At 61.0% G+C, this 13,699-nt stretch carries 12 protein-coding genes; 8 read left to right on the forward strand and 4 right to left on the reverse strand.

Features of this window, described 5'->3' with window-relative positions:
* Positions 1-17: 17 nt before the first annotated feature.
* Positions 18-1,523, forward strand: coding sequence for a glycerol kinase GlpK (gene glpK, locus FZZ85_RS11345; RefSeq protein ID WP_226415322.1), 1,506 nt, complete (start codon positions 18-20; stop codon positions 1,521-1,523).
* Positions 1,516-3,093 carry a glycerol-3-phosphate dehydrogenase/oxidase gene (locus tag FZZ85_RS11350; protein WP_226415324.1) on the forward strand — a complete coding sequence of 526 codons (1,578 nt, stop codon included), beginning with the start codon at positions 1,516-1,518 and terminating at the stop codon, positions 3,091-3,093. The genes glpK and FZZ85_RS11350 overlap by 8 nt, the downstream gene beginning before the upstream one ends.
* On the opposite strand, the gene FZZ85_RS11355 is transcribed toward FZZ85_RS11350, so the two are convergent.
* Positions 3,036-4,697, reverse strand: coding sequence for an alpha-amylase family protein (locus tag FZZ85_RS11355; protein ID WP_226415326.1), 1,662 nt, complete (start codon positions 4,695-4,697; stop codon positions 3,036-3,038). The genes FZZ85_RS11350 and FZZ85_RS11355 overlap by 58 nt on opposite strands.
* A 54-nt stretch (positions 4,698-4,751) precedes the next feature.
* Here FZZ85_RS11355 and FZZ85_RS11360 point away from each other — a divergent pair, with 54 nt between their 5' ends.
* Together FZZ85_RS11360 and FZZ85_RS11365 are read left to right on the forward strand one after the other, a co-directional pair.
* Positions 4,752-6,131, forward strand: coding sequence for an aldehyde dehydrogenase family protein (locus FZZ85_RS11360; protein ID WP_226415328.1), 1,380 nt, complete (start codon positions 4,752-4,754; stop codon positions 6,129-6,131).
* Positions 6,132-6,229: 98 nt separating this feature from the next.
* Complete coding sequence (locus tag FZZ85_RS11365) at positions 6,230-7,417, forward strand: LysM peptidoglycan-binding domain-containing protein (RefSeq protein WP_226415330.1); 1,188 nt, start codon at positions 6,230-6,232, stop codon at positions 7,415-7,417.
* Between the two features lie 6 nt (positions 7,418-7,423).
* On the opposite strand, the gene FZZ85_RS11370 is transcribed toward FZZ85_RS11365, so the two are convergent.
* Both FZZ85_RS11370 and FZZ85_RS11375 read right to left on the reverse strand, forming a co-directional pair.
* On the reverse strand, positions 7,424-8,836 hold the full coding sequence (locus FZZ85_RS11370) for an ATP-dependent DNA helicase RecQ (RefSeq protein WP_370631191.1): 1,413 nt from the start codon (positions 8,834-8,836) through the stop codon (positions 7,424-7,426).
* Positions 8,837-8,953: 117 nt separating this feature from the next.
* Positions 8,954-10,057, reverse strand: a complete 1,104-nt coding sequence (locus FZZ85_RS11375) for a hypothetical protein (protein WP_370631192.1) — start codon at positions 10,055-10,057, stop codon at positions 8,954-8,956.
* 42 nt (positions 10,058-10,099) lie between these two features.
* Between FZZ85_RS11375 and FZZ85_RS11380 the strand changes: the two genes are divergently transcribed.
* Both FZZ85_RS11380 and FZZ85_RS11385 read left to right on the forward strand, forming a co-directional pair.
* Complete coding sequence (locus FZZ85_RS11380; RefSeq protein ID WP_006851563.1) at positions 10,100-10,309, forward strand: photosystem I reaction center subunit IV; 210 nt, start codon at positions 10,100-10,102, stop codon at positions 10,307-10,309.
* A gap of 5 nt (positions 10,310-10,314) precedes the next feature.
* The gene (locus tag FZZ85_RS11385; protein WP_226415332.1) at positions 10,315-11,151 is read left to right on the forward strand and encodes a DNA-formamidopyrimidine glycosylase; all 837 of its coding nucleotides are present in this window, start codon (positions 10,315-10,317) and stop codon (positions 11,149-11,151) included.
* Here FZZ85_RS11385 and mtnA read toward each other — a convergent pair.
* Positions 11,142-12,155 (reverse strand): S-methyl-5-thioribose-1-phosphate isomerase, encoded by a 1,014-nt coding sequence (gene mtnA / locus FZZ85_RS11390; protein WP_226415334.1) that lies wholly within the window; start codon positions 12,153-12,155, stop codon positions 11,142-11,144. The two genes, FZZ85_RS11385 and mtnA, sit on opposite strands and share 10 nt — an antisense overlap.
* An 89-nt stretch (positions 12,156-12,244) precedes the next feature.
* Between mtnA and mtnB the strand changes: the two genes are divergently transcribed.
* Together mtnB and mtnC are read left to right on the forward strand one after the other, a co-directional pair.
* Positions 12,245-12,826 (forward strand): methylthioribulose 1-phosphate dehydratase, encoded by a 582-nt coding sequence (mtnB, locus tag FZZ85_RS11395; RefSeq protein WP_370631193.1) that lies wholly within the window; start codon positions 12,245-12,247, stop codon positions 12,824-12,826.
* Positions 12,823-13,572: an acireductone synthase gene (gene mtnC, locus FZZ85_RS11400; RefSeq protein WP_226415336.1), complete on the forward strand. Its 750-nt coding sequence runs from the start codon at positions 12,823-12,825 to the stop codon at positions 13,570-13,572. Before mtnB ends, mtnC begins: the two co-directional genes overlap by 4 nt.
* The last annotated feature ends 127 nt before the right edge of the window (positions 13,573-13,699 follow it).

Below are 13,699 nucleotides of genomic sequence, written 5' to 3' on the forward strand. Positions count from 1 at the left end.
AGAGAAAGACATTGGCCATGGCTGAACAGCCTCTTCTTCTGGCCCTCGATCAGGGCACCAGCAGTTCCAGAGCCGCGCTGTTCAACAGCTCCGGGGATCTGGTGGTCAGTTCCAGTGCACCGCTACCGATTTCCTACCCCGCGGATGGATGGGTGGAACAGGACCCGATGGCGATCTGGACCAGCCAGCGGCAGGCCCTGGTGCAGCTCGATTCGAAGCTCAGCGATACACAGCGCAAGGCAGTGGTGAGCTGCGGCATCACCAACCAACGCGAAACCACCGTGCTCTGGCGCCGCAGCAATGGCCTCCCCTGCGGACCTGCCCTTGTTTGGCAGGACGGCCGCACCGCCTCCATCTGCGAGGCCTGGAAGCTGCAGGGACTGGAGCAGGAGTGGCGCCGGCGCACGGGTTTGCTGCTCGACCCTTACTTCAGTGCCAGCAAGATCCGCTGGATGCTCGATCATTACGCGGACGCCCAAGCTGCCGCGGCCAGCGATGACCTCTGTTTCGGCACGGTGGAGAGCTGGCTGCTCTGGCAACTCACCGGCGGCCAGCGCCACGGCAGTGACATGAGCAATGCCAGCCGAACGCTGCTGATGGACCTTGAGCAGCAGCGGTGGGTGGATGACTTCCGAGAGCCCACAGGGCTACCCGCCAACGCTTTACCCGAACTGCTGCCCTGCCGCGGAGAGTTCGGGCGCATCGCTTCGGATCTTCCCTTTGCAGGCTTACCGATCCAGGCGATGCTCGGCGACCAACAAGCCGCCACCTTGGGCCAGCTCTGTCTGCAGCCCGGAGAAGGCAAGTGCACCTACGGCACGGGAGCCTTTCTGGTGATCAACACCGGCGACGTCATCCGCCGCTCGGATGCGGGGCTGCTGAGCACCCTCGGCTGGACCGATGCCGCCGGAACACCCAGCTTCTGCCTTGAGGGAAGTCTGTTCAATGCAGGAACCGTGATCCAGTGGCTGCGTGATGGGCTCCAGATCATTGATCAGGCCCCCCAGGTGAACGAACTGGCGCGTTCGGTTCCGGATTCGGGAGGGGTGATGCTCGTGCCCGCCTTCACCGGCTGGGGAACACCGCACTGGGATCCCCAGGCACGCGGTGTTCTGGTGGGCCTCACCCGTGACAGCGGACGCGGCCACATTGCCCGGGCAGCCCTGGAAGGAATCGCCCTGTCTGTGGCGACGTTGGTGGAGCTTGCCGAGCAGTCCCTCGGCACCGGCCTTGGGGAACTGGCGGTGGATGGTGGCGCCGCCGCCTCCGATCCTCTGCTGCAGGCACAGGCGGATTGCACCGGTCTGACGGTGCGGCGTCCCGCCAGCCTCGAGAGCACCGCCCGGGGGGTGGCGCTGTTCGCAGGCCTCCAGGCTGGGGTGATCAGAGACCTGGAGCAGCTCGCGACCGGACGAAGAGACTGCGCGGAACTGTTCCACCCGCAGATGGATGCATCCCAGCGCAACCGCTGGCGCGCACGCTGGCAGGACGCTGTCTCGAGAAGCCTGGGGTGGCATGGCTGATCAACATGTGGACCTGCTGGTCATTGGCGCAGGTGCCAGCGGTGCAAGCGTGGCCTACGAGGCAACACGACGGGGGCTGAGCGTGGCCCTGCTAGAGGCCGGAGACATCGGCGGTGGCACCAGTTGCCGAAGCACGAAGCTGCTCCATGGGGGGGTCCGCTATCTCGAATTGGCCTTCAAGACCCTGGATCTGGCCCAGCTGAGGCTGGTGCGGGAAGCCCTGCTCGAGCGGAGTCACTGGTTGGCCCAGGCGCCGTTCTTGGCCCGACGACTCGAGCTGGCCCTGCCCACACAACAGCTCTGGGGACAGGCCTACTACCGACTTGGGCTGGGGATGTATGACGCCCTAGCCGGTCAGCGGAGCATCGGCCACAGCCGACTGCTGTCTCAGCAGCAAATGCGTCAGGCCCTACCTCTGCTGAAGGAGTGTCAAGGCGGAGTGGCCTACAGCGATGGGCAATTCGACGATGCACGCCTGAACCTGCTGCTGGCGCTCACTGCGGAGCAGCGGGGGGCAACCCTGCGCACCCGTTGCCGGGTGGTGCAGCTGGAAACCGATGGCACGGGCCAGCTCAAGGCCGCCATCAGTGAATCCGCCACGGGCCAACGGGAACGTTGGTGCGCCTCGGCGTTTGTCAATGCCACGGGCATTCGCGCTGATGAGATCCGGCAAATGGCGGAGGCTGATGCCCCCCCAAGGATGCTCACCAGCCGTGGGGCCCACATCGTGCTGGAGCAGAACCTCTGTCCGAAGAACCTTGGGCTTCTGGTGCCATCCACCGCGGATGGACGCGTGCTGTTCATGCTCCCCTTCCATGGCCGCACCTTGGTGGGGACGACAGATGAAGCCTGCACCAAGGAGAGCGCCACATCCCCTTCTGAGGGAGAGGAGACCTACCTGCTCAACTACGTGCGTGACTGGTTTCCCCAGCTCCAGCATCCGAAGGTGAGCAGCCGATGGGCGGGGGGACGCCCGCTGCTGAAGCCAGCAGACCAGGGCATGAACAGCAGCCGTGTGGTGCGAGAGCACGAGGTGGAAACTCTGGCCTGCGGACTGGTGAGCGTGATGGGTGGCAAGTGGACCACCTGCCGGCCGATGGCTGAGGACACCCTGACCGCGGTGGAACGCCAGCTTGGGAAGAAGCTGCCCACCCCTGAAGTGATGCCATTGCGGGGCGCAGTGGAGTCGTTGGAGGCCACCCAGGACGGGCTCCAACGCCAGAAACACCAACTCGAAACCCTGCTTCCCGACACCGCCTTCAAAGCCGCGCAAGTCGCCCACCTCCAAAGCACCTATGGCTTGGAGGCAGTGGGCTTGATTGAACCCGCGGACCCCAGCCGACGCGAGCCCCTCAGCCCGGTGATCCCCATCTGTGCCGCAGAACTGGACCACTCAATTCAGCGGGAACATGCCCGAAGCAGCAGCGATGTGCTAGCCCGCCGCTGCCGTCTGGCCATGGTGGATTTGAACGAGGCCGAACGACTCCGGCCCCTGGTGGAGGAGCTGCTGGATCAGGCGGGCGTGGCAGCGGGCTCAACCTCACCGATCAACCACCAGTTGAATCCATAGGGCGGAAGGTTCACGAACCACTCCGCTGCAGCGGGCGGGAACTCACAGCCCCACATCACCTCACGGGTGCGCTCGCCAGCCCACTCTGAGAGATCCAAACCGAGCGAGGCTCCAGCAGCGGTGACATTGGCGGCCACGAGCACTGTCATCGCCTCAGTACAGCGGAGATAAACCAGCACTCCGGGGTGGGGGCTGGGCAGCAACCGGAAGCTTCCATACCGCAGTGCTGGCAGCAGCCGGCGGCAGGTGAGCATGCGCCGGTGCCAATTCAGCAGCGACCCTGGCAGCTGCTTCTGCACCTCCACATTCACCACGCGGTAGTCGTAGCCGGGCGCGGTGATCGGTGGCAGCACCAACAGCGGATCGGGGGCTGTGGAGAAGCCACCGTTGCGGGCCGGAGTCCAGGCCATTGGCGTGCGGTTGGGATCTCGGTCCCGCAGACCGGGCCAGTCGCCCATGCCCAGTTCATCGCCGTAATACAGACAGGGCATCCCCGGAAGGCTGTAGAGGAGCCCATGCAGCAACCGGTTGGAGCGTGGATCGCCATTAAGAAGAGGAGCCAGGCGTCGGTTAATGCCCCAGTTCAACCAGTGCCCCTGCCCCTGGGGCAGGCCAACCCGGATGGTCTGAATCACCTCATCGCTGATGAGATGGCCATCACCCAACCAGAGTTCATCGTGATTGCGCAGGGGCAGGGCCCAGCGGGGACCACGCACCGCCTCCTCGGCTTGCATCAGACACTCCCCGAGCTGTTGGGTGCGGCCACTGGCAATGGCCGCGAACAGATGGGCGGTGAGCACGAAGTTGAACGCTCCATGCAATTCGTCATCCGCCAGGTAAGGAGCGGCCTCTTCCACCGGCTGAATCGCCTCTCCAAGCAAGAGCACATCACGACCATGGGCATCCACCCGCTCCCGCAATCGCTTGAGGAAGGAGTGGGTCTCCGGCAACCCCTCGCAGCGGGTGCCCTCTGACTCGAACAGGAACGGAACCGCATCCAGACGGAAGCCGTCGACACCACGATCCAGCCAGAAGTCGACCACCTCCAGCATCGTGTCCTGCACCCAGGGGTTCTCGTAATTGAGATCAGGCTGATGACGCAGGAAACGGTGCAGGTAGTACTGCTCGGCGACCGGATCCCACTCCCAGTTCGAAGCCTCAAAATGCCGGAACAGAACCGGTGCCTCGGCGTAGCGCTTGGGGTCGTCGCTCCAGACGTAAACATCACGTTCCGAACTGCCCTTGGGAGCCCAGCGGGCCCGCTGGAACCAGGGATGCAGGTCACTGGTGTGGTTAAGCACCAGATCCAAAATCACGCGCATGCCCTGGCTATGGGCCGCCGTGAGGAACCGATGGAAGGAGGAGAGATCCCCCAGATCCGGATGGATTCCGGTGAAATCCGTGATGTCATAGCCCCCGTCCCGCAGGGGGGAGGGATAAATCGGGGTCAACCAGAGGGTGTTGACCCCCAGCCAACGCAAGTAGGGCAACCGCGCCGCAAGCCCCTTGAAATCACCGGTGCCATCGCCATTCCCATCGGAATAGCTGCGAACGATCAACTGATAGATGACCGTCCCTGACCACCACGGAAGCTCTGGGGTCATCCCCCGGTTGCAGATTCACCACTGCTAGACCCGACTGGCCTAATCGTCAGCCCTGTGGCCCTCACCCAATCGCAATTGAGCCGGATGCAGGAGCTCGTGGGGAGAGGGCTGACCCGTCCCCTTGCCTGGCGCCGAGAGCAATTGCAACGGCTCTCCGCCCTTGTAAAGGAGCACGAATCGGAAGTGCTCGAGGCCCTCGCCGCCGACCTCGGCAAACCACCGACCGAAGCCTTTTTTGAGCTGGTGGCACTGCGACAGGAGCTCAAACTCACCGGCCGGCAGCTGGAGCGCTGGATGCGCCCACGACGCGTGGCTATCCCCCTCTCACTGCGCCCCGGCCAGGCCAAGGTTGTACCGGAACCACTGGGGTGCGTTCTGGTGATTGGACCTTGGAACTATCCCTTTCAACTGACACTGCGGCCCTTGATCAGTGCCCTTGCTGCGGGCAACACCGCCGTGCTCAAGCCCTCGGAGCACGCCAGTGCCATCGCCGATCTGATCGCACGGCTGATCCCTCAGCACTTCGAGCCCGACGTGGTGCAGGTGGTCCAGGGAGATGGAGCCGTGGCAGCCGCCCTGGTGGCCATGCCTTTCGACCACATTTTTTTTACCGGTGGCGGCAGCATCGGACGGAAAGTGCTGGAGGGAGCCGCTGCACACCTCACGCCGGTAACCCTGGAGCTTGGTGGCAAAAGTCCGGCCATCGTTCTTGAAGGGGCCGACCTAACGGTGGGGGCGCGTCGCTTGATCTGGGGCAAAGGGATCAATGCCGGGCAGACCTGCATCGCTCCAGACCATCTGTTGGTGCCACCCGCACTGCGTTCACCCCTGCTGAAGGCAATGGAGGAGGCCCGAACCGAGATGTATGGCGCCGATCCCCTCAACTCCAATCAGCTGGGGCAGATCATTAATGAACGCCAGTTCAATCGGCTGGAGCAGCTTCTGGAGACCGCCAAAGCGGACGGCCGCATCCTGATTGGAGGTGAAATCAACCGGGAGCAGCGACGGATCGCCCCCACCGTGATCCGCGTGGATGACCGCAATGATCCGCTGATGGCCGAGGAACTGTTCGGCCCTCTCCTGCCGGTGCTGATGCTGGAAGATCTGACAAAAACCCTTCAGGAGATCCGCCAAGGGCCCAAACCCCTGGCGCTTTACCTCTTCGGCGGGGATGAGGCCCAGCAGCAGCAGGTGCTCACCACCACGAGTTCAGGTGGGGTCTGCCTCAACGATGTGGTGATGCAGGCCGGCGTTCCCCAGCTGCCCTTCGGCGGCGTCGGAGCCAGCGGAATGGGCAGTTACCACGGCCAAAGCGGCTTCGACACTTTCAGCCACCACAAGGCGGTACTCAAGCGTCCCTTCCAGTTTGATTTCAAGCTGCGCTATCCGCCCTACAAGGTGGATCTCAACCTGCTGAAGCGGCTGGCGGGATAACCCAGGGCACTAGGCACCACATCCCAGCTGCGGCAACTGCTCTGGGGACTGGCGCATTACTTCAGGCACCGTAAATTGCGGGGATCTGCCGGAGATGAATGCGCCGTACCGCTCTTGCCGCCCTGCTGCTGACAGCTTGGTTCCCCCTGTCAGCCACGGCTGCCTCGGTGACGGTGCGATCCGGCGAGACGCTTTCGGATATTGCCTATCGCTACGGCGTGAGTATTGGCACCTTGATGCGGATGAATGGAATCCGTAATCCAGACAACCTGCAAGTAGGACGACGTTTGCAGGTGCCAGGCCCCAACCTCACGACGCGCTCGGGCAGCCATCACGTCAAGAGCGGTGAGACGCTCTCGGATATTTCTTACCGCTACGGCGTGAGCATTGGCACCTTGATGCGAATGAATGGAATCCGTAATCCAGACAACCTGCAAATAGGACGACGTTTGCAGGTGCCAGGCCCCCACGTCACGACAAGCTCCGGCAGTCATCGAGTCAAAAGCGGTGAGACCCTCAGCACCATTGCCAGCCAGTACCAAGTCCGCAGTCGCGACCTGATTGCCCTCAACAACCTGCGCAATGCAAATCACATAAACGTCGATCAGACCCTGCGACTCCCCGGCAACGCAGTGATGCCCCGTCCGGCCTTCAAGTCCATTGCTGTGACTCCAATCCCAGGAGCTACAGAACACACTGTTACCAAAGGACAGACCCTCACGCAGATCGCCAAGGCTTACAAGCTGCCGGTGGCCAGCCTGATCAGCATCAACGCTCTAACCGACCCAAACAAGGTTGAAGTGGGAACGCGTTTATACCTGACGGATCCCTCCTTCCAGGCATCGATCACCGCCCAACCGCAGCAAGCAAAAACGGAACCGGTGGCCACCGCCAGCACACCAGTTGTGACGGCGAAGCCAACGGTTCAAGCCAAGGCCAAGCCCGTCCAAACCAAGGCGGTGCAAACGGATCCGGTTCAGGCCAAAAAAACGGTGGTCAAGGCCAAGCCAGTTGAGGCCGCCAAGCCCCAGCGGACCCTGGCCAAATCGGCTGACTGGCGTACATATGGTCCCCTCCAGGTGGACTGGGGCAACTGGCAAGACATGGGTGGCAGCCAGGTGGTGCCGACCCTCAATGCCCAGGGGCAGGCTCTCTACCTGGCTGTGAACTGTCCCGCCAAGAAGATCAATGCCACCGGTGCCGATGGGAGCTGGAAAACCTGGGAAGCGCCAAAGAATCGATTCGAAAAAGACCTGGTGAAGGACCGTTGTCAGATCAAGGCCTGATCTGAATCAGGCGGCATAATCCAGTGGCCAAGGGGAATCCAGGAATCTCCTGCCGCTTTCACGGAGATAAAGCCGCTGAGCACCGTCGTTGCTTTCCTGAATCAACTCCTCCTGCACGAGCCGACGAGCCAACCAAGTCCAACGGTCGTGGCGTCCGGGTTCATGCAGGGCCAGGTGCTCTCCAAGGCGGCGCATCTCCGTTCCGTCCTGCTCGGCCAGATGGGCCAGAATCTTTTCCACCTGGGCTGACCAGTCGCGTCTTTTTGGGGACTCCATACAGCGATCGCAGCGACCACAGGGACCCACCAACTCGCCGACCGCCAGCAGCAACGCCTGTTCACGGCACATTTCACCCTCCGCGACGGCCTCCATGCGACGCAGCTGCTGCTGCGCCAGGTCCAAGCGACGACGCTCCTCCAGGGCTTTGCTGCCCCTGGCCGAAGCCTGCATCGCCCAGCCCAGGCTGGTGCGATCAACCGGCGAAAACAGCACCTGGCAATGGGCCGACTTGCCGTCTCTACCGGCACGGCCCGATTCCTGCAGGTAGCCCTCCGGCGTGGCCGGCAGATCGAGATGAAGCACGAGGCCCACATCGCCACGGTCAACCCCCATTCCGAAGGCCACCGTCGCCACCAGTACGGGCCGCTCGTGCTCGAGGAAAAGCCTCAGAGCCTGCTGGCGGGTCTCCGGATCCAAGCCGGCGTGATACGGCGTTGCTGCAACCCCTTGGTCACTGAGACGTTCCGCCCACTGCTCTACGGAACGACGGGTGCGGGCATAGATCAGCGCAGCGCCACGGGACATCTCCAGTGCCTCCAATACTTGCGGCATGGGATCCCTGGGGCGCCGCTGCATCAAGTAGTGGAGGTTGTCCCGGCGGGCCGAGCTCACCTGCACGAGCGGGCGACGCAGATCCAGTAGGCGAATGATGTCGGCCCGCACCCGTGGGGCTGCCGTCGCGCTGAGGGCCAGCATTGGCACTCCCGGGCAGAGGCGGCGGACCTGACCCAGGCGACGGTAATCGGGGCGGAAGTCATGCCCCCAGGCACTGATGCAGTGGGCCTCATCAACCGCTACGGCCACCAGTCGCCCCTCCGAGGCATGACGTTCCAGCATCAGCCGTATCTGCTCACCCTGGAGTCGTTCTGGCGCGATGTAAAGGAGACGCAGCGTGGCGTCCCGCAGCTGCTCCAAGGCGTGCTGGCGTCGGGCTGGATCCAGTCCGGCATGCAGGCAGGCCGCAGCGATTCTCCGTCGCTGCAGGGCCATCACCTGGTCCTCCATCAGCGCCACCAACGGTGAAATCACCACCACCAGGCCCTCGCGCACCAGGGCCGGCAGCTGATAGCAGAGCGACTTACCACCACCGGTGGGCAGCACTGCCAACGCGTCCCTGCCGGCCAGTACGGCATCCACCACGGGCCGTTGCCCAGGGCGGAAGCCATCCCAACCGAAGTGGGCCTGCAGTACACGCTCGAGCGAAGCCAGAACACACCAGATATGGAGATTTCAGTTTATCGAGCACTAGATCTGGAGTCAGGCCAGCGGCGGCGGATCCAATTGATCGGGTGACTCCTCCACCAGCTGGAGCCGCACCCTTTTGCCACCGGCGAGCTCTCCCAACGACACCCGCATCGTCGCGCCACTGAGGGTCTGCAAAGCGTTCAGCACATCGCGCAGGTAAGGCGTGCTGCTCCCGCTTTCAACCCAAAGCCGCTCCTGAAGCCCCCCCAAGCGCCGCCAGGAGGTGTGCAGTTTCAGCACCGCGGACTCAAGGGCCTGGGCCTGGCCTACCGCATCAGCCAGCAGGCCAAGGGCATCCAGGCGCTGGGCCTCTTGCATTGCGCGGTCGAGGTCCAGTTCACCCTGTTGAAAGGCGCGCACGGCAACACCCGACTCCGTTGCCTTGGTAATCCAACGCGCTGTACTGGTGACGTCCTTGATGCGGTCGAGTTCGGGCTCATCGCGAAGCACCTTGCGTAGATCTTCCTGCTGGGGCTCAGGAAGCTTGGCCAATTCCCGCACCAGAGGAGCCACCGCACGGGGTGGCAGAAGGTTCTCCTGGGTGCGCTGACGAATTTCTTCCGGCAGCAATGGACTGGTGGCCGCCGTGAATTCATCGGTGAGACGGCGCACCTGCTTGCGGGTGATTTCCTGCCCCTCGTTAGCAGCCTCGGAAATCATCAGCTGCACTTCGGGCACCGCCTGGGCGGTTTCCATGAAGGCCCGCTTGGAGAACTGATTGACGCTGCTCTCCTCCAAGGTGCCGTCGCTGAGCATGCTGTCGGCAGATTCCGCCAGTTGAATCAAGCCATAGGCGCGGGTCTTGCTGATTTCCTGCTCCCGCAGCCACTGCAGAAATCCGGCACCTCGCCCTTCACCACCTCGCTTTTCCTTATCTCGCACAGCGCGGAGGATGCGACCACGCCAGATCTCCGTCTGGAGGTCAAAGCGATCGCAGACGGCCCATGCCTGTTCCAGGCGAGCCAGGAATTCCATCGTGCTGATGTCGTCTTGCTCTGGATCCGGCAAGTCCAGTTGCAATAGCGAAGGATCGGGATCAAGGGCGATGGAACTGGTCAAAAGGACGCCGGCTATCAAGGGACGACATTCTGTGACGCAGAGGTCATCACCATCCATCCCACGAGATACGCTCCAGATGCATCTCCTTAATGCCCAGCGATGGCGATCACCCGCGGCGCCAAGGTGCGCATCAAGCGTCCAGAGTCCTACTGGTTCAACGAAGTTGGCACCGTTGCCTCCATCGACACCTCAGGAATCCGCTACCCCGTTGTCGTTCGCTTCGAGAAAGTCAATTACAGCGGCCTGCAGGGCGTTGACGGTGGCATCAACACCAACAATTTCGCTGAAGCGGAACTCGAGCCGGCCTGAGGCCATTGCCTGAACTTCCTGAAGTCGAGACGGTCCGTCGGGGACTGGCAGGCCGTCTTGTCGACTTCAAAATTGCAAAGGTTGAAGTCCGCAGACCAAGGGCTATTGCCAGCCCTGGTGGTCCCGATTGCTTCGTAAAAGGTCTTTGCGGCTCAACTGTCGGACACTGGCAGCGCAGGGGGAAATACCTCATGGCAGCCCTGGAGCCAAATGACGGTGTCTGGGGTGTTCATCTGCGTATGACCGGCCAATTCCAATGGCATGAGAAGCCTTCAGAACCGTGTAAACACACACGTGTTCGCCTCTGGAACTCCAAAGAGGAGGAGTTGCGCTTTGTTGATGTGCGCAGCTTCGGAGAGATGTGGTGGGTGCCTCCGGGCCAGGCGGTTGAAGAGGTGATTACAGGCTTGACGCGACTCGGCCCTGAACCGTTCAGCAGCGACTTCTCCGCCACCTACCTGAAGCAGAAACTCAAGAGCAGCATCCGACCAATCAAAACAGCGCTGTTGGACCAAGCCTTGGTGGCCGGAACGGGCAACATTTACGCGGATGAATCCCTTTTTGCATCAGGCATCGCTCCCTTCACGCCCTCAGGGCAGCTGAAGCTCACACAACTGGAGAGGTTGCGCGATGCCTTGGTCAATGTCTTGACCATCAGCATTGGAGCTGGTGGCACAACCTTTAGTGATTTCCGCGATCTTGAGGGGGTGAATGGCAACTATGGCGGCCAGGCCTGGGTTTACCGGCGTGGAGGAGAACCTTGCCGTAGCTGTGGAACGCCAATTCGAAGGGAAAAGCTGTCCGGCCGAAGCACCCACTGGTGCCCGACCTGTCAAAGCTGATTGGGCAGCGAAAGCGCAGACAGAACCTCTCCATAGGGAGGACGAAGCACACCGAACTCGGTGATGAAGCCCGTCACCAGATGAGCCGGGGTGATATCGAAAGCAGGATTCCAAGCATGGGCCCCGGGAGCCGCGACTTCCACACCCCGCGCGTGCGTGATCTCCTCTGCATCGCGTTCCTCAATAGTGATCGCCTCCCCATCGACCGTCACTCGATCAATGCTGCTACCTGGGGCGCAGACGTAAAAGGGGATGCCATGGGCTCGGGCCACGAGCGCCAGGTTGTAGGTACCGATCTTGTTGGCAACATCCCCATTGGCAGCGACACGGTCACAGCCCACCATCACGGCGTCCACCTCACCCCGGCGCATCAGCAATCCACTGGCGCCATCGACAATCACGGTGCAGGGCACCCCGAGACAGCCCAACTCCCAGGCAGACAAAGCAGCCCCTTGCAAGCGGGGACGCGTTTCATCCAGCCAGGCATGGCGAAGCAGGCCAACGGAATGGGCGGCAGCGATCACCCCGAGGGCGGTTCCAACCCCTCCTGTAGCGATCGCACCCGTATGGCAGTGATGCAAGACCTGGCAGCCCTGACCCAACAAGGAAACGCCGTGATCCACCAGCCGCTGAGTCAGCAGACGATCCTCGTTGTGAAGCGCAGCGGCAACACCAGCGAGTGCATCAACATCAACCGCACCGGATGAAGCAAGGGAAGCCTGCATCCGGTTGAGGGCCCAGCCGAGGTTCACGGCGGTTGGTCGTGATGCACGCAGGCCTCGGATGGCGGAAGGAAGGTCTTCACCAGAGCGTGCAGCCAGCACAACCCCCCAAGCCGCCGCAATGCCTATAGCAGGGGCGCCACGTACAGCCATGGATGTAATCGCCTCAGCAACCTCCTGCCATCCGTGCAATTGCATGAAGGCAACAGCATCCGGAAGTTGTCGCTGATCCAGCAACTCCAGGTAATCACCGGTCCAGCGGCAACTCGGGGGAAGCGTCAATGCAGAAGGGCCTCTGAGTCCTGTATAGAAGACAGAGGGATGAGCGGACTGTGACCGCAAGCCAAACCCAGCGCGATCGCTTGACCGAAGTGATACAAAACATCCACCGACGCGGCTGGTGCGATGGCACCGGAGGGAACTTCAGCGTGGTACTGCAGCATCAGCCCCTGCAGTTGCTCATGGCACCCAGTGGTGTGGACAAGGGGCAGATACCTGCCTGTGAGTTGATTGTGGTAGATGAGCGCGGCAAAGTGTTAACGGGCGAAGGAAAAGCCAGTGCCGAAACAGCGCTGCATCTCCGCATTGTTGAAGCAACCCAAGCGGGAGCTGTGCTGCACACCCATTCCATCCCCGGGACAGTGTTATCCCGCCATTACAAAGACAAAGAAGGGGTTGTATTGGAGGGCTGGGAAATGCAGAAAGGCCTGGTTGGCATCACGACTCACGACAGCAGCATCACCATCCCTGTAATCAGCAACAGTCAGTCGATGGAAGAACTGAGCGATGCCGTCGGCCCATTCTTGGAAACGGCGCCATGCGGATTTCTCGTAGCCGGGCACGGACTTTATGCGTGGGGGGCGGACCTTGATGCGAGCAAACGACATCTGGAAATCCTCGAGTTTCTCTTGGAGGTGAAATTGACTCAAATGCAGATCGGACATCAATCATGAATCAACAATATCTTCTGCTCGACATCGAGGGAACGACATGCCCAGCGAGCTTTGTCAGCGACATTTTGTTCCCCTTCGCCAAGCATGAGCTGACCAGATATATCAAAAATAACTGGAACAAGAGCACTAACAACAAACCAATCCAAGAGGCTAAAACTGAGTGGATAAATGATAAGTCACCCGAAAGTTCACACCTGAAAAAGCAGGTTGAACAACAGCAAATTAACGAGGTCAACGGGCTAACTCAATACCTCAAGCACCTAATCAGCATCGACAGAAAGTCGACGGCACTCAAAGAACTTCAGGGGAAAATCTGGGAATACGGCTATAGAAATGGAGAACTAAAATCTCAACTCTTTCCAGAAACGGCAGAATGCTTGCGTCAATGGCACGAGCAAGGATGGGTACTTTCGGTGTATTCATCGGGCAGTATTCAGGCACAAAAATTGCTGTATAGACACAGTCCTGCGGGCGACCTTGAAAACCTTTTCAGCCACTGGTTTGACACACGCACTGGACCTAAAAAATCCACCAAGAGCTACATAAAAATTGCCAAGCATCTGCACATTGCAACAGACAATATTTGGTTCGTAAGTGATAACGGAGCAGAATGCGACGCTGCACGTTCGGCTGGAATGCACACCCTCTTTAGCCGTCGCGACGGCAACCCTGACCGTGACCCAAGGGATCACATGGTGATTGAATCGCTGCGCGAGGTAAGCACTCATCTCACCGCAGAACAATAGACAACAAAAAAGCCACCTCATGACGAGGTGGCTTCTTCGTGGATGGTGATGTTGATCGCTTCAGCAACCAGCACATCATCAGCCTATTAAGAGAATGTTTTACCTGGCATCGAGCTATTTTCTCAGG

Source organism: Synechococcus sp. MU1642, assembly GCF_020514115.1.
GTDB lineage: Bacteria > Cyanobacteriota > Cyanobacteriia > PCC-6307 > Cyanobiaceae > Parasynechococcus.

What these genes read in the sequence shown, in the direction of transcription:
- glpK (WP_226415322.1), top strand. Translation starts at nt 18, where the DNA reads ATGGCTGAACAGCCTCTTCTTCTGGCCCTCGATCAGGGCACCAGCAGT.
- FZZ85_RS11350 (WP_226415324.1), top strand. Translation starts at nt 1,516, where the DNA reads ATGGCTGATCAACATGTGGACCTGCTGGTCATTGGCGCAGGTGCCAGC.
- FZZ85_RS11355 (WP_226415326.1), bottom strand. Translation starts at nt 4,697, where the DNA reads ATGACCCCAGAGCTTCCGTGGTGGTCAGGGACGGTCATCTATCAGTTG.
- FZZ85_RS11365 (WP_226415330.1), top strand. Translation starts at nt 6,230, where the DNA reads ATGCGCCGTACCGCTCTTGCCGCCCTGCTGCTGACAGCTTGGTTCCCC.
- FZZ85_RS11375 (WP_370631192.1), bottom strand. Translation starts at nt 10,057, where the DNA reads ATGGATGGTGATGACCTCTGCGTCACAGAATGTCGTCCCTTGATAGCC.
- FZZ85_RS11380 (WP_006851563.1), top strand. Translation starts at nt 10,100, where the DNA reads ATGGCGATCACCCGCGGCGCCAAGGTGCGCATCAAGCGTCCAGAGTCC.
- mtnC (WP_226415336.1), top strand. Translation starts at nt 12,823, where the DNA reads ATGAATCAACAATATCTTCTGCTCGACATCGAGGGAACGACATGCCCA.